At 61.3% G+C, this 20818-nt stretch carries 26 protein-coding genes and 4 tRNA genes; 13 read left to right on the top strand and 17 right to left on the bottom strand.

Going from position 1 to position 20818, the window contains the following annotated elements; genetic code table 11:
• Positions 1 to 304 precede the first annotated feature (304 nt).
• Positions 305 to 1084, bottom strand: coding sequence for a MetQ/NlpA family ABC transporter substrate-binding protein (locus SA190iCDA_RS13715; protein ID WP_070887342.1), 780 nt, complete (start codon positions 1082 to 1084; stop codon positions 305 to 307).
• A gap of 221 nt (positions 1085 to 1305) precedes the next feature.
• Between SA190iCDA_RS13715 and SA190iCDA_RS13710 the strand changes: the two genes are divergently transcribed.
• From SA190iCDA_RS13710 to tcyN, 4 genes are all read left to right on the top strand, one after another.
• The gene (locus SA190iCDA_RS13710; protein ID WP_070887508.1) at positions 1306 to 2304 is read left to right on the top strand and encodes a D-cysteine desulfhydrase; all 999 of its coding nucleotides are present in this window, start codon (positions 1306 to 1308) and stop codon (positions 2302 to 2304) included.
• A gap of 101 nt (positions 2305 to 2405) precedes the next feature.
• A complete protein-coding gene (gene tcyJ, locus SA190iCDA_RS13705) occupies positions 2406 to 3203 on the top strand; it encodes a cystine ABC transporter substrate-binding protein (RefSeq protein ID WP_070887341.1) in 798 nt (265 codons plus the stop codon).
• A complete protein-coding gene (gene tcyL / locus SA190iCDA_RS13700; RefSeq protein ID WP_070887340.1) occupies positions 3200 to 3868 on the top strand; it encodes a cystine ABC transporter permease in 669 nt (222 codons plus the stop codon). The genes tcyJ and tcyL overlap by 4 nt, the downstream gene beginning before the upstream one ends.
• Positions 3869 to 3879: 11 nt before the next feature.
• Positions 3880 to 4641, top strand: coding sequence for an L-cystine ABC transporter ATP-binding protein TcyN (tcyN, locus tag SA190iCDA_RS13695; RefSeq protein WP_070887507.1), 762 nt, complete (start codon positions 3880 to 3882; stop codon positions 4639 to 4641).
• Here tcyN and SA190iCDA_RS13690 read toward each other — a convergent pair whose 3' ends face one another.
• The 3 genes from SA190iCDA_RS13690 to gorA all read right to left on the bottom strand — a co-directional run bounded on the left by SA190iCDA_RS13690 (position 4642) and on the right by gorA (position 8072).
• The gene (locus tag SA190iCDA_RS13690) at positions 4642 to 6021 is read right to left on the bottom strand and encodes an FAD-binding protein (protein WP_070887339.1); all 1380 of its coding nucleotides are present in this window, start codon (positions 6019 to 6021) and stop codon (positions 4642 to 4644) included.
• A gap of 64 nt (positions 6022 to 6085) precedes the next feature.
• Positions 6086 to 6709, bottom strand: coding sequence for a trimeric intracellular cation channel family protein (locus tag SA190iCDA_RS13685; RefSeq protein ID WP_070887506.1), 624 nt, complete (start codon positions 6707 to 6709; stop codon positions 6086 to 6088).
• 7 nt (positions 6710 to 6716) lie between these two features.
• A complete protein-coding gene (gene gorA, locus SA190iCDA_RS13680) occupies positions 6717 to 8072 on the bottom strand; it encodes a glutathione-disulfide reductase (RefSeq protein ID WP_070887338.1) in 1356 nt (451 codons plus the stop codon).
• A gap of 118 nt (positions 8073 to 8190) precedes the next feature.
• Here gorA and SA190iCDA_RS13675 point away from each other — a divergent pair, with 118 nt between their 5' ends.
• On the top strand, positions 8191 to 8613 hold the full coding sequence (locus SA190iCDA_RS13675; RefSeq protein WP_070887337.1) for a VOC family protein: 423 nt from the start codon (positions 8191 to 8193) through the stop codon (positions 8611 to 8613).
• A gap of 88 nt (positions 8614 to 8701) precedes the next feature.
• Here SA190iCDA_RS13675 and galU read toward each other — a convergent pair whose 3' ends face one another.
• A complete protein-coding gene (galU, locus tag SA190iCDA_RS13670) occupies positions 8702 to 9538 on the bottom strand; it encodes a UTP--glucose-1-phosphate uridylyltransferase GalU (RefSeq protein WP_070887336.1) in 837 nt (278 codons plus the stop codon).
• A gap of 147 nt (positions 9539 to 9685) precedes the next feature.
• Between galU and SA190iCDA_RS13665 the strand changes: the two genes are divergently transcribed.
• Both SA190iCDA_RS13665 and SA190iCDA_RS13660 read left to right on the top strand, forming a co-directional pair.
• Positions 9686 to 9937, top strand: a complete 252-nt coding sequence (locus SA190iCDA_RS13665) for a hypothetical protein (protein ID WP_070887335.1) — start codon at positions 9686 to 9688, stop codon at positions 9935 to 9937.
• A 227-nt stretch (positions 9938 to 10164) separates the two neighbouring features.
• Positions 10165 to 10953: an outer membrane protein OmpK gene (locus SA190iCDA_RS13660; protein ID WP_070887334.1), complete on the top strand. Its 789-nt coding sequence runs from the start codon at positions 10165 to 10167 to the stop codon at positions 10951 to 10953.
• 45 nt (positions 10954 to 10998) lie between these two features.
• Here the strand turns inward: SA190iCDA_RS13660 and SA190iCDA_RS13655 are convergent, their stop codons facing one another.
• The 6 genes from SA190iCDA_RS13655 to SA190iCDA_RS13630 all read right to left on the bottom strand — a co-directional run bounded on the left by SA190iCDA_RS13655 (position 10999) and on the right by SA190iCDA_RS13630 (position 12926).
• Positions 10999 to 11184, bottom strand: coding sequence for a GNAT family N-acetyltransferase (locus SA190iCDA_RS13655; protein ID WP_236100859.1), 186 nt, complete (start codon positions 11182 to 11184; stop codon positions 10999 to 11001).
• Positions 11185 to 11363: 179 nt separating this feature from the next.
• Positions 11364 to 11573: a hypothetical protein gene (locus SA190iCDA_RS13650; RefSeq protein WP_236100858.1), complete on the bottom strand. Its 210-nt coding sequence runs from the start codon at positions 11571 to 11573 to the stop codon at positions 11364 to 11366.
• Between the two features lie 82 nt (positions 11574 to 11655).
• A tRNA-Leu gene (locus SA190iCDA_RS13645) sits at positions 11656 to 11742 on the bottom strand.
• A gap of 176 nt (positions 11743 to 11918) precedes the next feature.
• Positions 11919 to 12254: a DUF883 family protein gene (locus SA190iCDA_RS13640; RefSeq protein WP_070887333.1), complete on the bottom strand. Its 336-nt coding sequence runs from the start codon at positions 12252 to 12254 to the stop codon at positions 11919 to 11921.
• A gap of 90 nt (positions 12255 to 12344) precedes the next feature.
• On the bottom strand, positions 12345 to 12596 hold the full coding sequence (locus tag SA190iCDA_RS13635; protein WP_070887332.1) for a hypothetical protein: 252 nt from the start codon (positions 12594 to 12596) through the stop codon (positions 12345 to 12347).
• 81 nt (positions 12597 to 12677) lie between these two features.
• Positions 12678 to 12926, bottom strand: coding sequence for a DUF1652 domain-containing protein (locus SA190iCDA_RS13630; protein ID WP_236100857.1), 249 nt, complete (start codon positions 12924 to 12926; stop codon positions 12678 to 12680).
• 210 nt (positions 12927 to 13136) lie between these two features.
• On the opposite strand from SA190iCDA_RS13630, the gene SA190iCDA_RS13625 reads away from it, so the two are divergent.
• From SA190iCDA_RS13625 to SA190iCDA_RS13615, 3 genes are all read left to right on the top strand, one after another.
• Positions 13137 to 13457 carry a YgaP family membrane protein gene (locus tag SA190iCDA_RS13625; protein WP_070887330.1) on the top strand — a complete coding sequence of 107 codons (321 nt, stop codon included), beginning with the start codon at positions 13137 to 13139 and terminating at the stop codon, positions 13455 to 13457.
• Between the two features lie 478 nt (positions 13458 to 13935).
• On the top strand, positions 13936 to 14226 hold the full coding sequence (locus tag SA190iCDA_RS13620; protein ID WP_083329877.1) for an Arc family DNA-binding protein: 291 nt from the start codon (positions 13936 to 13938) through the stop codon (positions 14224 to 14226).
• 244 nt (positions 14227 to 14470) lie between these two features.
• Complete coding sequence (locus tag SA190iCDA_RS13615) at positions 14471 to 14905, top strand: hypothetical protein (protein ID WP_070887328.1); 435 nt, start codon at positions 14471 to 14473, stop codon at positions 14903 to 14905.
• A 254-nt stretch (positions 14906 to 15159) separates the two neighbouring features.
• Here the strand turns inward: SA190iCDA_RS13615 and SA190iCDA_RS13610 are convergent.
• From SA190iCDA_RS13610 to uvrY, 5 genes are all read right to left on the bottom strand, one after another.
• Positions 15160 to 15233 (bottom strand) — tRNA-Cys (locus SA190iCDA_RS13610).
• Between the two features lie 38 nt (positions 15234 to 15271).
• Positions 15272 to 15347 (bottom strand) — tRNA-Gly (locus tag SA190iCDA_RS13605).
• A gap of 66 nt (positions 15348 to 15413) precedes the next feature.
• The gene (gene pgsA, locus SA190iCDA_RS13600) at positions 15414 to 15974 is read right to left on the bottom strand and encodes a CDP-diacylglycerol--glycerol-3-phosphate 3-phosphatidyltransferase (RefSeq protein WP_070887327.1); all 561 of its coding nucleotides are present in this window, start codon (positions 15972 to 15974) and stop codon (positions 15414 to 15416) included.
• Between the two features lie 33 nt (positions 15975 to 16007).
• Entirely contained in the window at positions 16008 to 17831 is a 1824-nt protein-coding gene (uvrC, locus tag SA190iCDA_RS13595) for an excinuclease ABC subunit UvrC (RefSeq protein WP_070887326.1), read from the bottom strand.
• 1 nt (position 17832) lies between these two features.
• Complete coding sequence (gene uvrY, locus SA190iCDA_RS13590) at positions 17833 to 18477, bottom strand: UvrY/SirA/GacA family response regulator transcription factor (RefSeq protein ID WP_070887325.1); 645 nt, start codon at positions 18475 to 18477, stop codon at positions 17833 to 17835.
• Positions 18478 to 18817: 340 nt separating this feature from the next.
• Between uvrY and SA190iCDA_RS13585 the strand changes: the two genes are divergently transcribed.
• Positions 18818 to 19024, top strand: a complete 207-nt coding sequence (locus tag SA190iCDA_RS13585) for a hypothetical protein (RefSeq protein WP_070887324.1) — start codon at positions 18818 to 18820, stop codon at positions 19022 to 19024.
• 504 nt (positions 19025 to 19528) lie between these two features.
• The gene (locus SA190iCDA_RS13580; RefSeq protein ID WP_139159542.1) at positions 19529 to 19666 is read left to right on the top strand and encodes a hypothetical protein; all 138 of its coding nucleotides are present in this window, start codon (positions 19529 to 19531) and stop codon (positions 19664 to 19666) included.
• A gap of 184 nt (positions 19667 to 19850) precedes the next feature.
• Here the strand turns inward: SA190iCDA_RS13580 and SA190iCDA_RS13575 are convergent.
• Positions 19851 to 19941: transfer RNA gene (locus SA190iCDA_RS13575), tRNA-Ser, on the bottom strand.
• A gap of 180 nt (positions 19942 to 20121) precedes the next feature.
• On the opposite strand from SA190iCDA_RS13575, the gene SA190iCDA_RS13570 reads away from it, so the two are divergent.
• Positions 20122 to 20790, top strand: a complete 669-nt coding sequence (locus SA190iCDA_RS13570; protein ID WP_027905471.1) for a Bax inhibitor-1/YccA family protein — start codon at positions 20122 to 20124, stop codon at positions 20788 to 20790.
• Positions 20791 to 20818 lie beyond the last annotated feature (28 nt).

Genomic DNA, 20818 nt, shown 5'->3' with positions numbered 1-20818 from the left:
TTTTCGCATTTGCTTATGGCGATCCGCATACGCCTGTACAACCGAAAACGCCGACAAGGTTCAGCCCTGTCGGCGTCCGTACAGCAGGCGTGAGCCTTGGAGCCCGCTCAAGATCTTTCGGCTCGACTTCAGCGCCTTGACTGCAAAGTGGCGGGAGCAGCCTCAAGCTGCAAGCCCCAAGCTAAAAGCGCTCTGCAGTGCTCTAGCTTCTTCTTGCGGCTTGAGGCTTGCGGCTTGAAGCTCAATGTCCGCTTCAGCCTTGTAGCAGCCTTTTTAAGCCCCCTAAAAGATCGTGGACAGGTTCTTAGAACGCAGGCACCACGGCGCCCGAGTATTTCTTCTCGATAAAGGCCTTCACCTCCGGGCTGGTCAGGGCGGCGGCGAGCTTCTTGATGGTTTCGCTGTTCTGGTTGTCCGGGCGGGCTACCAGGTAGTTCACGTACGGCGAATCCTTGTTCTCCAGCACCAGCGCGTCCTTGTTCGGGTTGAGCTTGGCTTCCAGCGCGTAGTTGGTATTGATCAGCGCCAGGTCGACCTGATCCAGCACGCGCGGCAGCATGGCCGCTTCGAGCTGCTTGAACGTGAAGTTGTGCGGGTTGCTGGCCAGGTCCTTCGGGGTAGCCTGGATGTTGGCCGGATCCTTGAGGGTCAGCAGGCCGGCATGTTGCAGCAGCTGCAGGGCACGGCCGCTGTTGCTGGCTTCGTTGGGGATGGCGATGGTGGCGCCATTCGGGAGTTCATCAAGGCTCTTGTACTTGCGCGAGTAGCCGCCGAAGGGTTCGACGTGCACGCCCTTGACGATCACCAGGTGGGTGCCACGGCTTTCATTGAAGCTGTCCAGGTAGGGTTTGGTCTGGAAGTAGTTGGCATCGAGTTGCTTCTGCTCGACCTGCAGGTTGGGCTGCACGTAGTCGGTGAACACCTTGATCTCGAGGTCGACGCCCTGCTCCGCCAGTTTCGGCTTGATCAGCTCGAGGATTTCGGCGTGGGGAACCGGCGTGGCCGCCACGGTGAGTTTCTCGGCGGCGAATGCCGGGGTGGTCAGGATGGAAGCCAATGCAGCCAACAGAAGCGTTTTTTTCATGTTTATTCTCGATAGTTGCCGGTGGACCGACAGCAGCATGGGGATGATTCGGCCGGACCGGATAGCGGCGGCGCGCTGACAATACGATTCACAGTTATACGTGGAAAATACTTTTAATTCATTCTCATATTTCTTATCAGAATAAGCAGAAGCCGGCGCACTTGTTGTGTTTCGGGCGGTCACTTCTACAGTGAAAGCACCTCCATTGCGGATTGATGAACATGATCAGCGAAGCCCTGAGCCGTTTCGAGCGCCTGGAACTGGTTCCCCATGCTACCCCGCTGCAACACCTGCTGCGCCTGTCGCACCATATGGGCCGCGATATCTACGTCAAACGCGATGACCTGACCCTGTTCGCCCTGGGCGGCAACAAGGCGCGCAAGCTGGAATACCTGGGCTCCGACGCCCTGGCCCAGCAGGCCGATACGCTGATCACCGCCGGCGCCATCCAGTCCAATCACGTGCGCCAGACCGCCGCGCTGGCCGCCAAGCTGGGCCTGGCCTGCGTTGCCCTGCTGGAAAACCCCATCGACACCCAGGAGCAGAACTACCTGCACAACGGCAACCGCCTGCTGCTGGACCTGTTCGGCACGCGTGTGGAGCATGTCGACAATCTCGAAGAGCCGGATCTGATGCTGATGGCCAAGGCCGACCGCCTGCGTGCCACCGGCAAGAGCCCTTACGTGATTCCCATCGGCGGCTCCAACGCCCTCGGCACCCTGGGCTACGTCAAGGCGGGGCTGGAATTCGCCGAACAGGTCAGCGTCAAGGGCCTCGACAGCGGCACCCTGGTGCTGGCCTCGGGGAGCGGTGCGACCCATGCGGGCCTGGCGCTGGCCCTGGCCCATGTGCTGCCTGAATGGCGGGTGCTCGGCGTTACCGTATCGCGCCCCGCCAACCTGCAGCGCCCCAGGGTGCTGGGCCTGGTACAACGCACCGCAGAGCTGTTGGGCGTCAACGTGCCGGAAGCGCTGGCCATCGAATTGTGGGACGAGTACTACGGCCCGCGCTACGGCGAGCCGAACACCGGCACACTGGACGCCATTCGCCTGCTGGCGAGCAGCCAGGGCCTGCTGCTCGATCCGGTATATACCGGCAAGGCCTTCGCCGGCCTGCTCGACGGCATCCACAAAGGCGCGTTCGAGGAAGGCAAGCCGGTCGTCTTCCTGCATACCGGCGGCGCGCCTGCGTTATTTGCGTACCAGTCCTTGACTCTCTGAACGGCATATACAAATAATTTTTTATTATTTTCTCGACTACCCCGCCCATCTTAGAGTGCCGCGTCCCAAGCACCTCATAACAACACCCCCGAGGCCTGATCATGATAATTGCCACACTGCGTCGACATTTCCTTATTGGCAGCCTCGGCTTGGCGCTGTTCGCCGGCGCAGGCAGCCAGGCCTACGCGGCCGATGACCTGCAGAAGATCAAGGACAACGGCAGCATCAAGGTGGGCCTGGAAGGCACCTACCCACCGTTCAACTTCCAGGACGAAAGCGGCAAGCTCGCCGGTTTCGAAGTGGACCTGGCAAACGCGCTGGCCAAGGAACTGGGCGTGACTGCCAGCTTCCAGCCGACCAAGTGGGACGGCATTCTCGCCTCCCTCGAATCGGGTCGTATCGACGTGGTGATCAACCAGGTCACCATCTCCGACGAGCGCAAGAAGAAGTACGACTTCTCCACGCCCTACACCGTTTCCGGCATCCAGGCCCTGACCCGCAAGAGCGAAGCGGCCAGCGTGAAGAGCGCCGCGGATCTGGCCGGCAAGAAGGTCGGCGTGGGCCTGGGTACCAACTATGAGCAGTGGCTGAAGGAAAACGTGCCGCAGGCCGACATCCGTACCTACGACGATGATCCGACCAAGTTCCAGGACCTCAACGTCGGCCGTATCGACGTGGTGCTAGTCGACCGCCTGGCCGCGTTCGAGATGGTCGCCAAGACCGGTGAGCGCATGGCCGTTGCCGGCGATGCCTTCTCTCGCCAGGAATCGGGGATCGCCCTGCGCAAAGGCAACCCGAAGCTGCTCGCGGCCCTCAACAAGGCCCTCGACAAGCTGCGCAGCGACGGCACCCTGAAACAGCTCTCCGAGAAATGGTTCAAGGCTGACGTCACGCAATGATGCCGGACACCTTCCAGCTGGTGCTGGACTCCCTGCCCTTTCTCCTCAAGGGCGCGATCTGGACCATCGTTCTGAGCCTCGGCGGCATGTTCTTCGGCATGCTGCTGGGCTTCGGCCTTGCCCTGGTCAGGCTCTACGCCATCGCCCCGCTGGGCTGGCTGGCCAGGGTCTACATCTCGTTCTTCCGCGGCACGCCACTGCTGGTGCAGCTGTTCGTCATCTACTTCGGCCTGCCTGAACTGGGGTTGCAGCTCGAGCCCCTGACCGCGGCGCTGATCGGCTTTTCCCTGAACATGGCGGCCTACGTCGCCGAGATCATGCGCGCGGCCATCGCCTCCATCGACCGCGGTCAATGGGAAGCCGCCGCCAGCATCGGCATGAGCAAGAGCCAGACGATGCTGCGCGCCATTCTCCCGCAGGCGATGCGCACGGCATTGCCACCGCTGGGCAACAGTTTCATCTCGCTGGTCAAGGACACCGCCCTGGCGGCCACCATCCAGGTGCCGGAGCTGTTCCGCCAGGCCCAATTGATCACCGCCCGCACCTACGAGGTGTTCGCCATGTACCTGGCGGCGACGGTGATCTACTGGATTCTCTCCAGCCTGCTCGCCCACCTGCAGAACCGCCTGGAAGCACGCGTCAACCGCCACGAGGCGGACAACTGATGGCCTCAAGCATGATCACCGTTCGCAACCTGAGCAAATCCTTCAAGGGCCAGGCCGTACTCAAGGGTATCGACCTGGATATCGCCCCCGGCGAGGTGGTCGCCATCATCGGCCCCAGCGGCTCGGGCAAGACCACCCTGCTGCGCTGCCTCAACCTCCTGGAAACCCCCGATGGCGGCAGCATCCGCGTCGGCGACATCGAGATCGACGCCGGCAAACCGATCGGCCAGCAACAGGGGCTGATTCGCAGGCTGCGCCAGCACGTGGGTTTCGTGTTTCAGAACTTCAACCTGTTCCCCCACCGCAGCGCCCTGGAAAACGTCATCGAAGGCCCGGTGGTGGTCAGGAAACAGCCGCGCGACAAGGCCATCGAACTCGGCCGGCAGTTGCTGGCCAAGGTCGGCCTGGCTGACAAGGAAGACGCCTACCCGAAGCGCCTCTCCGGCGGTCAGCAGCAGCGTGTCGCCATCGCTCGGGCACTGGCCATGGAACCGGACGTGATCCTGTTCGACGAACCGACCTCGGCCCTGGACCCGGAACTGGTAGGCGAAGTGCTGGCGACCATCCGCGCCCTGGCCGAAGAAAACCGCACCCTGGTGATCGTCACCCACGAGATGAGTTTCGCCCGTGACGTGGCCAACCGGGCGATCTTTATCGACGGCGGCGTGATCGTCGAACAGGGCGATGCCCGCGAACTCTTCCGCGCGCCCAAACAGGCACGCACCCAGCAGTTTCTCAGCAAGTTTCTTGGCGACGCACCCACTCGTCACTGATCAGGGTTGGTAATAGGCATCCCACAGCCGGTTGCGAAAGCGGTTGCGGGGATCCACCTGACGTTTGAGCGCGAAGTACTCCGCTGCCCGCGGGTAACCCTGCAGAAACTGCTCGCGGCTGGCGTGAATCTGATACGGCAGGTAATGCCGACCGCCACAGCGCAAGGCAGCGGCAATCAGATCACGCGTCCAGGCCGCGGCTTTGTGCCGCTCGCTGTCAGATGTGCCTTGCCGGTAATAGAGCACCAACGCGAAAACTTCCTCGGGCGCCCAGCTCAGCAACGTGTGCGGATCAGCCTTGGCATGGCGAATGGAAACGTTGATCAGCTTGGCCTGATGCTGATGAGTCAGGCGCGCCAGTTCGCCAACGAACAGTTCCAGCTGCGCCGGCGGCACGAAGTACTCCTGCAGCACATAACTGAAATCCGCCCCGGATATCGGCTCCAGCTCGCTGAGATCGAGGCTGGCCTCGTGGTTGCGCCATTGCACCTTGGGGCTGCGAAACAGCAGCGGGTCGAGCGCCGCCTCGCGCAGTTTGATGCCCGATGGCGAGCCGCTCAGGCGAATCCCCGCGCGCTGCAGATGGCTGCCCTGCTGCGCTGGGCTCAGTCGGTCCGTTTCGGTCAACGCTGCTTCGGTTCGCCGATAGGAAACCGCGCGCACCGTGGAGAAATCATCGGGATAGAGAATGCCGTTGTGCATCACCAGATCGGACTGGGAGGTTGCCTCGCGGTAGAACCACGGCCGATAGTCCTGCAGCGCCATGACCTGACTTTCCCGGGCAATTCGACTGTTCTCGACCAGGCCTAGCGTGGCCTCGACTATGACCCCCAGACCGCCGTAGCCGCCGATCACGCCATGGAACAGCGCGGCATTCTGGCTCGGGCTGGCATCCACCACGCGGCCGTCGGCGAGCACCACACGGATGGCCTTCACCGAACCCGCGATGGGCCCCTCACCCACATAGCGGCCATGCACATTGACCGATAACGAGCCACCCACCGTGAAGTTGGCGTAGGACTGCATGATCTGCGGCGACAGGTCGTATGGGTCGATGTATTCGAGTATCGCGCGCCAGGTGATCCCGCTCTGTACGCGAATCTCGCGGCGCTCGGCAGAGAACGCCAGCACCTGATCGAGACCGCGCATGTCCAGCTGCAGGGCGCCGTCTGCAGCGGTCTGCCCTCCCATACTGTAACGCCCGCCGCCAATGCTGACGGGGCCCAGGTGACTGCGCAGCGCATCGGCGACATCCCGCTCGCTACGTGGCGCGACCACGCGCGCCACCACCACAGGGTTGAGACCGCTCACGTCGTTGACCACCTCTTGAGCGGTGACGTTGGAGCAGATCAGACAAAGACACAGGAGCAAGCGGTCCATCGAACCAACCATCCTTGGCGAGCAGTGTGAGTGGCGAGAACGAGCAGCGTTCAGGCGATCGGGCTCAGTCGCGGTCCAGCAAGTGGAACCGCGGTAGTGAAAAGCGCCAGCGAATGGCGGCCAGGCGAATGCCCAGCACCACCAGCATGGCCACCCCGGTATCCAGCCAGTGCGGGGTTTCCAGCATGCGCAGCAGCACGAAGGTCACCGCCCCGGCCAGGCAGGCGGTGGCGTAGATCTCCTTCTTGAAGATCAGCGGAATCTCGTTGCAGATCACATCGCGCATCACGCCGCCGGCAACGCCGGTCATGACGCCCATGATCACCGCCGTGCTGGATGGCATGGCGTACTGCAGGGCGACCTCGGTGCCGATCACGGTGAACACCGCCAGCCCGAAGGCGTCGGCGATCAACAGGCCTTTTTCATGGATCGGCCGGGTCATGCGCACCCAGATCACCGTGCCCAGCGCCGACAGGGTAGCCACCAGGATATAGGTGTCGTTGCGAATCCAGCTGACCGGGTGATTGTCGAGAATCACGTCGCGCAGGGTGCCGCCGCCCAGGGCGGTGATGATGGCGATCACCAGCACACCGAACAGGTCCATGGACTTGCGACCGGCCATCAGCGCGCCAGTGATGGCGAACACCGCTACCCCGAACAGGTCAGCCAGGTAGAACAGCAGGTTCATCGACAAGTCAGTTCACCGGCGTACGCAGGGTCACGAACTCTTCGGCGGCGCTGGGGTGAACGCCGATGGTCTCGTCGAACACCTGCTTGGTCGCCCCGGCCTTGAGCGCGATCGCCAGCCCCTGGACGATCTCGCCGGCATCGGGCCCGACCATATGGCAGCCCAGCACCCGGTCGGTATTGGCATCGACCACCAGCTTCATCAGCGTGCGCTCGTCGCTCTCGGTCAGGGTCAGCTTCATCGGCCGGAAGCGGCTCTCGAAGATCTTCACTTCATGCCCGGCGTCGCGGGCCTGCTCTTCGCTAAGGCCCACGGTGCCGATGTTCGGCAGGCTGAACACCGCGGTGGGGATCATCCGGTAGTCGACCTTGCGGTACTCGTCCGGCTTGAACAGGCGACGCGCCACCGCCATGCCTTCGGCCAGGGCCACGGGCGTCAGTTGCACGCGACCGATCACGTCACCGATGGCCAGGATCGACGGCGCGGAGGTCTGGTACTCGCCGTCCACCTTGATGTAGCCCTTGTCGTCCAGGCTGACCGAGGTGTTTTCCAGGCCAAGGTTGTCGAGCATCGGGCGCCGACCGGTGGCGTAGAAGATGCAGTCGGCTTCCAGCGTACGGCCATCCTTGAGGGTGGCCTTGAGGCTGCCGTCGGCCTGCTTGTCGATGCGCGCGATGTCGGTGTTGAACTGCACGTCCAGGCCGCGCTTGCCGAGCTCTTCATGCAGGTGGGTGCGCAGGGAATTGTCGAAGCCACGCAGGAACAGCTCGCCGCGGTACAGTAGCGAGGTCTCGGCGCCCAGGCCGTTGAAGATCGAGGCGAACTCCACGGCGATGTAGCCACCGCCCACCACCAGTATGCGCTTGGGCAGCGCTTCCAGGAAGAACGCCTGGTTGGAGTTGATCGCGTGCTCATGACCCGGAATCTCTGGAATATGGGGCCAGCCGCCGGTGGCGATCAGAATGCGCTCGGCGCTATAGGTCTTGCCGCCGACTTCCACCCGGTGTTCGTCGAGCAGGCGTGCATGGCCCTCGAGCAGAGTGACGCCACTGCCCACCAGCAGCTTGCGGTAGACGCCGTTGAGGCGCTCGATCTCGCGGTTCTTGTTGGCGATCAGCGTCGGCCAGCTGAAACTGGCCTGGCCTGGTGTCCAGCCGAAGCCTTCGGCGTGCTCGAATTCGTCGGCGAACTGGGCGCCGTAGACCAGCAGTTTTTTCGGCACGCAGCCGACGTTGACGCAGGTGCCACCCAGATAGCGGCTTTCCGCCACGGCCACCCGGGCGCCATAGCCGGCCGAGAAGCGCGCCGCACGCACGCCGCCGGAGCCGGCGCCGATTACAAACAGATCGAAATCGTAGGTCATAACAGCCTCCTGAACAGACGCAGAGCATACCGCAAACGCAGCGCCCTGCCCGCCTGGCACAAGGGTCAAACTTGTCGGCACGCTGCCGGGTCTAGAGGCTTAACAGAGGAGCACGCTCATGCGCCCAATTCTTACCCATCTCGCCCTGCACGTACCGGACCTGCAGGCCTGTATCGACTTCTACGAAGACTTCTGCGGCATGCGGGTCATCCACCGTCGCCCCGGCAAGGGTTCGCAGATCGTGTGGATGGCCGAGCCGGGTCGGGAGAGCGAGTTCATCTTCGTGATCATGCCCGGTGGTCAGCCGCGCCAGTTGGCGGCCAACGATTACAGCCACTTCGGTTTCGCCCTGCAGAGCCGCGCCGAGGTGGATGCGGTGGTCGCCAAGGCCGAGGCTGCCGGGTGCCTGCTCTGGGCGCAGCGCGACGAGCCGTATCCAGTGGGCTATTACTGCGGCGTTCGCGATCCGGCCGGTCACCAGATCGAGTTCAGCTACGGCCAACCCCTCGGCCCCGGCGCGACGCCGATCAACGCCAGCTGAGCGACCGCGGCTTGCCATGCGCGTGCAGGACACGGCTGGCACAAAAAAACCGCCCGAGGGCGGTTTTTCCGAATGCGACTGACGCGATTCAGCCTTTGCCGGTCTTGTACAGGTTCTCGTAGCAGAAGTTGGTCGCCTCGATGTAACCCTCGGCACCGCCGCAGTCGAAACGCTGGCCCTTGAACTTGTACGCCAGTACACAACCGTCTTGCGCCTGCTTGAGCAGCGCATCGGTGATCTGGATCTCGCCACCCTTGCCCGGCTCGGTCTTCTCGATCAGCTCGAAGATGTCCGGGGTCAGGATGTAGCGGCCGATGATCGCCAGGTTGGACGGTGCATCTTCGGCCTTGGGCTTCTCGACCATGCTGTTCACGCGGAAGATGTCGTCGCGGATCATCTCGCCGGCGATCACGCCGTACTTGTGGATCTCGTCCATGGGCACTTCCTGCACCGCCACGATCGAGCAGCGGAACTGATTGTACAGCTTGACCATCTGGGTCAGCACGCTGTCACCTTCCAGGTTCAGGCACAGGTCATCGGCCAGCACCACGGCGAACGGCTCGTCGCCGATCAGCGGACGGCCGCTGAGGATGGCGTGGCCCAGGCCCTTCATTTCCACCTGGCGGGTGTAGGAGAAGGTGCAGTTGTCGATCAGGCGACGAATGCCGACCAGGTACTTTTCCTTGTCGGTATTGCGGATCTGCTCTTCCAGCTCGTAACTGATGTCGAAGTGGTCTTCCAGCGAACGCTTGCCGCGACCGGTCACCATGGCGATTTCGGTAAGGCCGGCAGACAGCGCTTCCTCGACACCGTACTGGATCAACGGCTTGTTCACGATTGGCAGCATTTCCTTGGGCATGGCCTTGGTTGCCGGGAGAAAACGAGTGCCGTAGCCAGCGGCAGGAAACAAGCATTTCTTGATCATGGAAGTCCCTGAATGAGAGAGGGTTATCGACGCCGCAGCAGTCTAGCAGGACGTGCAAGGCTTACAACGGGAGCAATGCAAACAGCTCAAACGTTTGCGGCAGCGGGCAGTCACAACAGGTGAAACCCACCGCAACGCGAGGTTCGCATGTCCATCGACAATGACCTGAAGAAAGAAGTTCTCACTCGTCTGCTGCACGCTCATCCTGCCGGCCTGGGCAAAGAGGTGCTGGACAATTTCCGTGGCGAGCACGCGGTCGTGGACGTGCTCAGGCACCTGCAGAAAAACGGCCTGATCCACGATGGCAACCTTTCCGAATCGGACGGCGAGTTGTCCATCCACTACCCCATCAAGCTCAGCTCCTCCGGCGTCGAGACGGCCAAGCAGCTCGACGCCTGACCTACCCCATCGCTGCGAGACCTGCGCCGTTTTCCCGCCAACGGAAAACGGCGCAGTCGTTTCTGCGGCCCGGCCGATCATGGCGCATCCGATACCTGCAAATGCTGTACACTCCCGCGCGGCGCGCTGCCGGGACAGCCGCCGCAGAGCGCTTGCCTGCCCCTGCGTACGCCTTCGACGCCCAACGCGGCATAGCGACTATTCAACACTTGCCGGAACACCTCGTGATGAAACACTCCGCAACCTCCCTGTTGCTGGCGGGTAGCCTGCTGGCGCCTGCCCAGGCCATGGCCGACCTCCTGCTCTGGCAGGACAACAGCCTGACCTACCTTAACGGCATCGACTTCAAGATCGATCCGCCCCGCCAGCAGACGCTGACCTTCGAGCACGCCAGCGGCTGGAGCTTCGGTGACCTGTTCCTGTTCGTCGACGGCATCAAGTACAACACCGAGGCCACCAATGGTGCCGGTGACGGCCACACCTTCTATGGTGAAATCAGCCCACGGCTGTCGTTCGGAAAACTCAGTGGTGCCGATCTGTCGTTCGGTCCGGTCAAGGATGTGCTGCTGGCGGCCACCTATGAATTCGGCGAGGACGACGTCGACGCCTACCTGCTGGGCCCGGCGCTGGACCTGGCGATTCCCGGCTTCGACTACTTCCAGCTCAACACCTACCTGCGCCGCCCGGATGGCAAGCGCGACGGCCGCGACGTCTGGCAGATCACCCCGGTGTGGAGCTACACCGTCCCGGTTGGCCGCTCGGAGCTGGTGATCGATGGCTTCATCGACTGGGTGGTGGACAACGACGACAGTTATCACGCCAATCTGCACATCAACCCGCAGATCAAATACGACCTGGCCAAGGCCATGGGTTGGGGGCGGAAATTCTACGTGGGCGTCGAGTACGACTACTGGAAGCACAAGTACGGCATCGACAACGACAGCCCGCTGGGTGACGAGGTGCTCGGTGGCACCAATCAGAGCGCCATCAGCCTGCTGGTCAAGGCGCATTACTGATCCGCCGAGCTGGCCGTCGTCACGGCGGCGGCCAGCTATCGCCGGTCAGCCTGCCACCAGCACGCGCGCTGCCTGATCGGTGCTCAGCAGGCTGTACTGATGCAGGCTCAGATAGCGCCCGCCCTTGTACTCGACGTCGCGCAAGGTGCCTTCGCGGCTGAAGCCCAGTTTCTCGGCCAGTCGCCAACTCGCGACGTTCTCCGGCTCGATATCCAGGTGAACGCGGTGCATGCCCATGACCGTCAAGGCATGGCGAAGCACGTGCGGCAGGGCCTGCGCATGAGGCTGCGCCGCCAGTGCTGCGGCAATGGCAATTACCAGTAGCCCATGTCGATACTGTGGTACGCGTGGTTCCAGTCACTGAAGCCACAGAACCCGATCAACATGTCATGTTCATCGGCCAGTGCCCATCAGATGCCCGCTTCGTCTGCCAACAACCGCTCATACCACTGCATCTGCTCGCGGGTAGCGATCAGACTCGGGTAGGAAACACCGTAATGGCCGATCACCTGGGGATGCGACAGAGCGGCATAGACCTGTTCGATATCGTCAGGACGGATGCGCCGCAATCTGAAGCCGGCCAATGAGGATTCGGGAAATGGAGCGAGTGCGCTGTCCATGCTTCACCCGATGCGCCTGAGAGACACGCCCGTAGAAATAAAAGGACCGACGCGCGGGCTTCGCCTGGGCCGACGCCTGAAATGGTGCCCCGAGCCGGAATCGAACCGGCAAGGCCTTGCGGCCGGCAGATTTTAAGTCTGCTGTGTTTACCAATTTCACCATCGGGGCGGCGAAATATGCGAGGGCAGGACTATATACACCCCCAGGCAACGCCGCAAGTTTAAAGCACGCAATAAAAAACCTCGTAAATCAGTGATCTACGAGGTTATCGCGTTGCGCTGTCGGTTTAGCAGCGCAACAGCACTGGTCGCGTCTGCAGGGCTCAGGCAACCCCGCGTCGGCAGTTATCTGCTGCTACGGCCGACCAGCAGGCCAATCAGCAGGCCGAAACCAGAGGCGACGGCCACCGAGGTCCAGGGGTTGCTTTCGATACGATCCTGGGCATTGCCGATGGTCTCGCGACCTAATTCGACAGCCTCACGGCCTTTGTCGGTGATGGTGCCCTTGGCCTCGTTCAGCAGCGCGATCACTTTTTCGCGGGCTTCATGGGCCTTGTCACCGGAAAACGACTCGGCATCACCCAGCGCCTTGCTGGCCTGATCAAGAAGCTTCTTCAATTCCTTGGCGCTTTCCTGTTGAAACTGATCCAGGCCGCTCTCGAGCGAAGTTTTACGTGCCATTGGCGAATGCTCCATACAGTGGTTGATGTTTTTTGGAGGCCTGGCCAAGCGGCAGAGTTCAGGCTTTTTGCCGCTTGCGACCGTCAGGCCTCAGGCGTCGAGCGGGATGATGCCGGTGTGAGCCACATGGTCTCCGGCCATGCCGCGTATCCGCGCACGCAGGTCAAAGGGCATATCCGCCTTGAATGTCACCGCATGCCCGATCAACTGGCCATTCTCGTCGACACGCTCACACTCTTCCTGCATCCAGGTCTGCAACTCGTCCTCGCTCAGGCCGAGCTCCTGCGCCAGCAAGGCGTTGAAGCGCTCCAGATCGTAGCCATCGAATTTTCCACCGTCCATATCGTCGCCCTCCTCAGGTCAATGTTGCTAACTGAGGCCCCAGGTACGGGCAGGCAGTTCCCTCTCTCTCTTGCGAGGCGCTCAGGCCTGCCGCTTGGCCGTGCCGGAATTCAGGGTGCGCAGATCCTGGCGAAGCTGCATAACCAGTTGCGAAATCTGGCGGGAAGTCGACAGTTCGGCGCGGGAAATTCCCGTGACATTCAGGTACACCTGGGCGGTGACCGGATCCTTGATCTGAATCGTCACCGACTCATTGCCATCGATGGCGCAACTGCACGCCAAGGGCAGAAACGCACATTCGACTATATGACGCTGCTCGAGAATGGACATCATCCTGGAAACTCCTTCCTCACGTTGATGACGAGTGGAGTCTAGCTGTCCCATGAAATCCGGCATGAGACATTTTGTCCCGTCTATCGGCTGGCGGTTTGCCATGCCCCGGGCGACCACTCGTAAGGCACCGTGAACCTCCCGCTGTTCTGCCCTCTCCCTACTTCACTGCCCCTAGGTGGGCATTACCGACAGTCGATGAGGTGAAACATGCATACGCAGAACGTAGAGGGTACCGAACGCTTGCTCTCGCTGGCCGTGGGCACGATGGGCATGGTCAGTGGCATCAGGCAGGGCGGCGTGGGGGGGCTGCTCAAGATCGCCGCCTCGGCAATGATTGCCAAGCGCGGGCTGACCGGGCATTGCCAGCTCAAAAGCCTGCTGGAGACCCAGCGCGATGGTGGCGACGAGGAGCCGCCGCGTGAGCCCAGCGCAGCGACCACAACCGAGGCCGGCAAGCGCAATGAAGAGGCACGAATGGAAAACGCGCTGGAGGAAACCTTCCCGGCCAGCGACCCGATCTCCCCCTGAAACCTAACGGTTACCGGGCGAGGACGATGAGCGTGTTGATCGGCGTGAGTCGCGGCCGCAGTTGCCGGATGTCGGTCAGTGTCTCGGCCTTTAACAATGCCCGGTAACCGCTGCCATTCGAGCAAGGTCGCGAATGGGTGATCCACTTCGACAGGCTTTCCCTGAGGCCGAAGTCAGTGGCGATTTTCAGCGATGGCGTATGAACGGCCCTGCGAGTTCCTTCTCGTTGGTTCAGATACTGATGCCTGCATCACGCTACCGGACTTCCATGCCGCTTCCGAGTTGACAGGCAATATCACTATGCCACATTAGACAGGGTATAATGACTGTTTTGGCGTGGCCTATATACAAGCCGGGTTCGGGCAGAGGCAGGGAGTTTGTTCAGCGTCTTAATTTGGGTACCAATCGTCCGGCCGACTGAACTATCGCCTCAGACACTATCAAATAGCTAGTATTACTCGATATGGAGGAACCAATCGTGAGCAAACCCATTTTCAATGCCCGCACCGCGGACAAGTTCGTCGTCCGTTTGCCGGATGGAATGCGCAAGCGCATCGAAGACCTGGCCAATGACAACTACACCAGCATGAACACCGAGATCATCCGCGCCATCGAAGCCCATCTGGAAGGCCAGGCAAGGCAGACCTTGCTGATCGATGCCTTGGAAGCGAAGTTGAAGAGCGAACTGCAAACTGCGGCCAAGCCGAGCAAGAAAGCTCAGGAAGCCAATATCGATTACCTCGACGGCCTCAAGACGGGCACACGCTAATTGCCTATAGGTGCATGGTCAAATCAAAGCCCCGGCTTTCTCGGGGCTTTTTCATTTCCGGCTGTTGAGCTCGGGCCAGGGGCCACGTTCCACATATCGGGGGGGGACCCCGTTAACGCCTGAAAACATCGGAGCCTGATCGTCGGATTGTCATGCCGACCAAAGCGGCCGCAGCTTCCAAGATGGATCAGGGAGCACTACCCTAGCAACCAGGAGCCACACGAAGTAAGGACACACACTCTCCATGATGCACCACACCCTGAAATACGGCGCTTGCCTGCAAGAGTTTTCCCGCGTTCTCGACCTGGCGATGAAGAAGCATGACGACATCATGCTGGTGCCTGGGATCATCAGCAGCCTGAACGAGCACATCGAAAAGCTCCTGGGCCCGGTGTTCGCCCACCGTCTGTTCAATGAGCGCCAGGCTACCTTGACCTTGCCGGGGGGCAACAGGAAGACCCTACACCTGGCGTCGCTTTCCGGCTGTTACGGCTTCGAAGATGGCGCGATCGTGCTGCCCTGGGTGTCACTGCAGACCGTTTCCCTGGCAGAGGAAAAGCACCCTCGCTCCGACAAGTTCTACATCCCCAATGACGGCCCCGGCGCCCCGCACCGCGCACCGGGCCGAGACGAACTTTCTCGCTATCTCAGCAGTTACCCCAGGTCAAAGGCGGTTTGAAGCGAGCTTGCCGCTTCTGAAGATCAAGAGCACGGGACGGCCGGAGGGCAGCGCCTAGCAGGCGGCACAAACTGCTAGCCCCCAGCCGGTGCCCACGGGCAACGCACCCTGTCTCGATGAAAGTCGGGCGCGCTGCCGTCTGAAGCAAGTCCTCGACCTTCCAAAGCTTTGGACGAGCTCGAAATAGCACTTTGGATGCGCTTTCCAGCGCGCATAAAAAAGCCCCGTAGTCAGTAACTACGGGGCTTTGCGTTTGGAGGCTGAGGTCGGAATCGAACCGGCGTTCACGGATTTGCAATCCGGTGCATAACCACTCTGCTACTCAGCCTTAAACTGAACGGGCCGTACGTGACGGCCCGTTGAAACTGGAGCGGGAAACGAGACTCGAACTCGCGACCCCGACCTTGGCAAGGTCGTGCTCTACCAACTGAGCTATTCCCGCTTGTCTTGTCGACGGGCGCCATTCTATATCTTCACAACGCCCAGTCAAGCCTTTGATTCAAAAAAGTTATTTCTTTTCGGCGGTCACGCTCAGATGCGGCCACGCGGCGAGCAGGTACTGCACCATGGACCACAGCGTGAGCGCTGCCGCCACGAGCAACAGTGCATAGCCCATCAGCACCCAGAAACCGAACAGCGGCGGATTGCCGAGCAGGATCACCAAGGCGACCATCTGCGCAGCGGTCTTCCATTTACCCAGGTTGGAGACCGCCACGTGCGCCCTGGCGCCCAGTTCGGCCATCCACTCGCGCAGGGCCGATACGACAATCTCGCGGCCGATGATGATGGTCGCCGGCAGCGTCAGCCACAGGTTGGCGTGCTCGGCCACCAGCAGCACCAGTGCCGTGGCAACCATCAGCTTGTCGGCAACCGGATCCAGAAATGCGCCGAATGGGGTGCTCTGCTCCCAGCGGCGAGCCAGATAACCATCCAGCCAGTCGGTCACCGCCGCGAAGGCGAATACCGCGCTGGCAGCCCAATAGCTCCAGGAAAATGGCATGTAGAACAACAGGATGAAGATCGGGATCAGCAGAACGCGGAGCACCGTGAGGAGGTTGGGGATATTCATCGGCTCGACTGGACGGTTAGGTGAGGCGGCATTCTACTCGCTGTGCAGTGCCGCATAAATCAAACCGGCGAGCTTTTTACTGATGCCCGGCGCTTTGGCGATTTCTTCCGTACTGGCACGGGACAACTCTTGCAGACCGCCAAAATGGTTGAGCAGTTCACGGCGCCGTTTCGGCCCGACGCCTGCCACCTCCTCCAGGCTCGAGGTACGCCGTGCCTTGCCGCGGCGCGCCCGGTGGCCGGTAATGGCGAAACGGTGGGATTCGTCGCGAATCTGCTGAATCAGGTGCAGGGCTGGCGAATTGCCCGGCAGGGTGAATTCATGGGCGGCATCATTCAGGTACAGGGTTTCCAGGCCGGGCTTGCGGGTGGTGCCCTTGGCCACGCCGAGCAGGATCAACGGCGGAACCTCGAGCTCGGTCAGCACCTCACGCGCCATCGCCAGCTGCCCCTTGCCGCCGTCGACCAGCAGGATGTCCGGCAACTTGCCCTCGTTCTGCCTGACCTTGCTGAAACGCCGGGTCAGCGCCTGATGCATGGCTGCGTAGTCGTCGCCGCCGGTCACGCCTTCGATGTTGTAGCGCCGATAATCCGACTTGATCGGGCCTTCGGGGCCGAATACCACACAGGAGGCCACCGTCGCCTCACCACTGGAGTGGCTGATATCGAAGCACTCCAGGCGCTGCGGCACCTCGTCCATCTCCAGTGCCTCGGCCAGGGCATCGAAACGCCCGGCCATATGCTCACGATTGGCCAGCCGGGCGCCCAGGGCCTGCTCGGCATTGGTGACCGCCAGCGCCTGCCAGCGTGCACGCGTACCGCGCACCCGGTAGCTGATGGCCAACTCGCGACCACGCAGCTCCTGAATGGCCGCAATCAACACCGGATAGTCTTCATGCGGCGCATTGACGATCAACTCGCTGGGCAGATCCCGCTCGTGACTGCCCAGGTAATACTGGCCGAGGAAGGCGACCAGCACATCCTGCGTCTCTTCCTCGATCGCCACCTGGGGAAAGAAATTCTTGCTGCCCAGCACCCGCCCGCCACGCACGCTGATCAGGTGCACGCAGGCGCCCCCGGGATTGACCATTGCCGCAATGATATCGACGTCGCCGGTGCCACCCTCCATGCTTTGCTGGTCCTGAACCCGGCGCAGCAAGGCCATCTGGTCACGCAGTTCCGCTGCCTTCTCGAAATCCAGCGCGGCGGAGGCCAGCTGCATGTTGGCGGACAGCTCGGCATTCAAGGCGTTGCTGCGCCCTTCCAGGAACATCACCGAGTGACGCACGTCCTCGGCGTACTCGGCCGGCTCGACCAGGCCCACGCACGGCGCCTTGCAGCGCTTGATCTGGTACTGCAGGCACGGTCGTGTGCGATTTCGGTAGTAGCTGTCCTCGCACTGGCGAACCAGAAAGGCCTTCTGCAACAGCGCCAGGCTTTCGCGGATCGCCCCCGCACTGGGGTAGGGTCCGAAATAGCGACCTTTGCGACTCTTCGCGCCGCGGTGGATATCCAGGCGCGGGTAATCACCATCGGACAGGAACACGTAAGGGTAGGATTTGTCGTCACGCAGCAGGATGTTGTACGGCGGGCGCCATTCCTTGATCAGGGTCTGCTCAAGCAATAGCGCTTCGGTTTCATTGCCGGTGATGGTGGTTTCCACCTGGGCGATCTTGCCCACCAGCGCCATGGTCTTGGTGGCCAGCCCGGTCTTGCGAAAGTAGCTGGCAAGCCGCTTCTTGAGGTTCTTCGCCTTGCCGACATACAGCAGGTTGCCGCTGGCGTCGAACATGCGATAAACGCCTGGGCGCCCACTGCAGGTGGCGAGAAAGGCACTGGAATCGAACACTGGGCTCACGTCAGCTGGTGGCATCGACCATGCCGTGGCGGACGGCGAGCAGCGCCAATTCCACATCGCTGGTGATCGAAAGCTTCTCGAATATCCGGTAGCGGTAGGTGTTCACGGTTTTCGGCGACAGGCACAGCTTGTCGGAAATGCTTTGCACCTTCTGGCAGCCGGCAATCATCAGGGCAATCTGGATTTCCCGCTCGGAAAGCAGGTCGAACGGCGAATTGCTGCTCTGTGGCTGAAAGGATTTCAGGGCCAGTTGCTGGGCGATCTGTGGGCTGATGAAACGCTGGCCGGCAAACACCATGCGAATGGCCTGCACCATTTCCTCCAGGCCGGCACCCTTGGTCAGATAGCCAGCGGCGCCAGCCTGCAGCAGCCGAGTGGGAAACGGATCCTCTTCACACACGGTAACCGCGACGACCTTCAGGTCGGGATGGCTGCGCATCAGTTTGCGGGTGGCCTCGAGCCCACCGATGCCGGGCATTTTCACGTCCATCAGCACGACATCGGGCTTGAGTTCGCGGACCTTCTTCAGCGCCTCTTCGCCGGAGCAGGCCTGACCGATGACCTGCAAGCCGTCGATGTCGGCCAGCATGCGCGAGATACCCGTACGAACGAGGTCGTGATCATCAACAACCAATACCTTAATCAAACGAACACCTCGTACCTGCGCGAGCGCCGCACGGCGACAACCTGAGAGAACCGCACCATAACAAAAAACCTGACGGATGAGTTAGTGATAGGCGTCAATTTACAAGCGCCAAACATCCCGGGGACGGTGAACGGATTTACCTGGGCGCATTCTTGCAGACCCGTCGTGGGCATGCAGGTGTCATTGCGACACGGATGGGTCTTGGGCCGTGTTTTCGTGACCAAACAGTCGAAAAGATGCCGCGCCGCCGGGCGCTGCCTTGCAAGGAATATATTCGGAACGCCCTACCCGTCGCATGGCTCTGAATTTACAGACCGCGAACCGAACCGAGGGATTTTCCATGGACATGCTCATCAAGCAGCTCAAAACCGTGACCGCCGGGCGTTACCACATCATCACGGAGGCCTCTGCCGAAGGCTTGCAGGTGGACTGCCTCGATCTGCAATGCAATCTGGTGGCCACGCGCCGCCTGACCGCGGCCCAGCTGCAGAACAAGATCCTGATGACCGCGGTGTATGCCGATCTTAAAGGCACACTGGGTTATTGATCGATGCGCTGCAGTTAGCGTGGATAATTACCGGCTTCCCTTGCAGCGCGGCCTCGATACAGCAGAGCCGCGCTAGAAACCCAGACGGATGAGCCGTACTGGAGCCCTGCCCCCACCCATCGCGGATGCCCGGCGCCCCCAGCCCAGCGACCCCGCTCCCGCCACCCGAATAACAAGCACCTCGCCTTGCGTGACCCCAGCGGCTCCGCGAACCGCGCAAAACCTGACCGGTCAGTCGCACAAATTACCTGAACGAACCTGCAGGGTGTTCATTCTGTTTCGATTATGCCCCACCAGCGCCGCTAGCGGGCGGGCAGTCCGTCAACAGCCCATATGAAGAACACGACCATGATCTGGATAGCACTCGGCGTCGCCTTGTCACTCGCCTCGCTTCTGGGCGCAGGCATCTATTCGCTCCTGCTAATCCTTGGTGAGTTCAGCCAGGGCTGAGAGGCTCGACGGCGGAACGACAGCGGCAAACACGCCTGGCCCTTGGTTAGGCGATTGCAGGATATCGACACGGGCTGCGGCATCAGCGCGCAAATGCCCGACAAGGTATTCGCGCCCTTCTTCACCACCAAGGAAAATGGCAAGGGCACCGGCCTTGACCCGGCCATGGTGCGCGGCTTCGTCACGAGATGAATGGTCCACTGACCATCGAAAGCGAACCCGGGCAAGGGACTGGCGTGCATCTCTCCTTCCCGAGCTACGGCACGGCGCACTCGCGCGCTATAGCTATAGCTATAGCTATAGCTATAGCTATAGCTATAGCTATAGCTATAGAGGACGACGAACAAACCCAGCGAACGCCGGGCTTTTTCAGAAGTGGTGGAGGGCCAGGGATTCGAACCCTGGGAACGCTATTAACGTTCGCCGGTTTTCAAGACCGGTGCATTCAACCGCTCTGCCAACCCTCCAGGTCGACACGAACTGTCTCGGCTTGCCGAAACATTCCTTTGCAACCTCCCAGGCTGCGGGCGGCATCTTACCGGAACGCAACACACTGTCAAACACTCTGACTTGGCAGTACCCAAGGCTCTGCTAAGATGCTTCTCGACCTTGGTCACGGACCAACAGCATTTACTAGGAGTGTCGCCATGCGCGAACAAGATTACGCCCATAGCCCTACACGGGTTGAACAAACCGCAGTCAGCAGCGTTCTGCGTAATACATACGGTTTGCTGGCTCTCACCCTGGCATTCAGCGGCATCGTGGCCTTCATGGCACAGCGTGCCAACGTCCCCTACCCGAACATCTTTGTGGTGCTGATCGGCTTCTATGGCCTGTTTTTCCTGACCGCCAAGCTGCGTGATTCCGGCTGGGGCCTGCTGTCGACCTTCGCCCTCACCGGCTTCATGGGCTATACCCTGGGCCCGATTCTCAACCGTTACCTGGGCATGGCCAACGGTGCCGAAGTCGTCAGCTCCGCGTTCATGATGACGGCCGTGGTTTTCTGCGGCCTGTCGGCTTATGTGCTGACCACGCGCAAGGACATGAGCTTCCTGAGCGGTTTCATCACCGCCGGCTTCTTCGTCCTGCTGGGTGCGGTACTGGCCAGCTTCTTCTTCCAGATCAGCGGCCTGCAACTGGCGATCAGCGCTGGCTTCGTACTGTTCTCGTCGGCCTGTATCCTGTTCCAGACCAGCGCGATCATTCACGGTGGTGAGCGCAACTACATCATGGCGACCATCAGTCTGTACGTATCGATCTACAACCTGTTCGTCAGCCTGCTGCAGATCTTCGGCATCATGGGCGGCGACGACTGATCGATCGTCACCCGGAAACAAAAAACCC

This window comes from Pseudomonas argentinensis, assembly GCF_001839655.2.
GTDB classification, from domain to species: Bacteria; Pseudomonadota; Gammaproteobacteria; order Pseudomonadales; family Pseudomonadaceae; genus Aquipseudomonas; species Aquipseudomonas argentinensis_B.
This window is presented reverse-complemented; position numbering and strand designations above follow the sequence as displayed.

Coding starts and splice junctions, on each gene's coding strand:
- SA190iCDA_RS13715 (WP_070887342.1), bottom strand. CDS start 1,084: ATGAAAAAAACGCTTCTGTTGGCTGCATTGGCTTCCATCCTGACCACC.
- SA190iCDA_RS13710 (WP_070887508.1), top strand. CDS start 1,306: ATGATCAGCGAAGCCCTGAGCCGTTTCGAGCGCCTGGAACTGGTTCCC.
- tcyJ (WP_070887341.1), top strand. CDS start 2,406: ATGATAATTGCCACACTGCGTCGACATTTCCTTATTGGCAGCCTCGGC.
- tcyL (WP_070887340.1), top strand. CDS start 3,200: ATGATGCCGGACACCTTCCAGCTGGTGCTGGACTCCCTGCCCTTTCTC.
- tcyN (WP_070887507.1), top strand. CDS start 3,880: ATGATCACCGTTCGCAACCTGAGCAAATCCTTCAAGGGCCAGGCCGTA.
- SA190iCDA_RS13690 (WP_070887339.1), bottom strand. CDS start 6,021: ATGGACCGCTTGCTCCTGTGTCTTTGTCTGATCTGCTCCAACGTCACC.
- SA190iCDA_RS13685 (WP_070887506.1), bottom strand. CDS start 6,709: ATGAACCTGCTGTTCTACCTGGCTGACCTGTTCGGGGTAGCGGTGTTC.
- gorA (WP_070887338.1), bottom strand. CDS start 8,072: ATGACCTACGATTTCGATCTGTTTGTAATCGGCGCCGGCTCCGGCGGC.
- SA190iCDA_RS13675 (WP_070887337.1), top strand. CDS start 8,191: ATGCGCCCAATTCTTACCCATCTCGCCCTGCACGTACCGGACCTGCAG.
- galU (WP_070887336.1), bottom strand. CDS start 9,538: ATGATCAAGAAATGCTTGTTTCCTGCCGCTGGCTACGGCACTCGTTTT.
- SA190iCDA_RS13665 (WP_070887335.1), top strand. CDS start 9,686: ATGTCCATCGACAATGACCTGAAGAAAGAAGTTCTCACTCGTCTGCTG.
- SA190iCDA_RS13660 (WP_070887334.1), top strand. CDS start 10,165: ATGAAACACTCCGCAACCTCCCTGTTGCTGGCGGGTAGCCTGCTGGCG.
- SA190iCDA_RS13655 (WP_236100859.1), bottom strand. CDS start 11,184: ATGCACCGCGTTCACCTGGATATCGAGCCGGAGAACGTCGCGAGTTGG.
- SA190iCDA_RS13650 (WP_236100858.1), bottom strand. CDS start 11,573: ATGGACAGCGCACTCGCTCCATTTCCCGAATCCTCATTGGCCGGCTTC.
- SA190iCDA_RS13640 (WP_070887333.1), bottom strand. CDS start 12,254: ATGGCACGTAAAACTTCGCTCGAGAGCGGCCTGGATCAGTTTCAACAG.
- SA190iCDA_RS13635 (WP_070887332.1), bottom strand. CDS start 12,596: ATGGACGGTGGAAAATTCGATGGCTACGATCTGGAGCGCTTCAACGCC.
- SA190iCDA_RS13630 (WP_236100857.1), bottom strand. CDS start 12,926: ATGTCCATTCTCGAGCAGCGTCATATAGTCGAATGTGCGTTTCTGCCC.
- SA190iCDA_RS13625 (WP_070887330.1), top strand. CDS start 13,137: ATGCATACGCAGAACGTAGAGGGTACCGAACGCTTGCTCTCGCTGGCC.
- SA190iCDA_RS13615 (WP_070887328.1), top strand. CDS start 14,471: ATGATGCACCACACCCTGAAATACGGCGCTTGCCTGCAAGAGTTTTCC.
- pgsA (WP_070887327.1), bottom strand. CDS start 15,974: ATGAATATCCCCAACCTCCTCACGGTGCTCCGCGTTCTGCTGATCCCG.
- SA190iCDA_RS13585 (WP_070887324.1), top strand. CDS start 18,818: ATGGACATGCTCATCAAGCAGCTCAAAACCGTGACCGCCGGGCGTTAC.
- SA190iCDA_RS13570 (WP_027905471.1), top strand. CDS start 20,122: ATGCGCGAACAAGATTACGCCCATAGCCCTACACGGGTTGAACAAACC.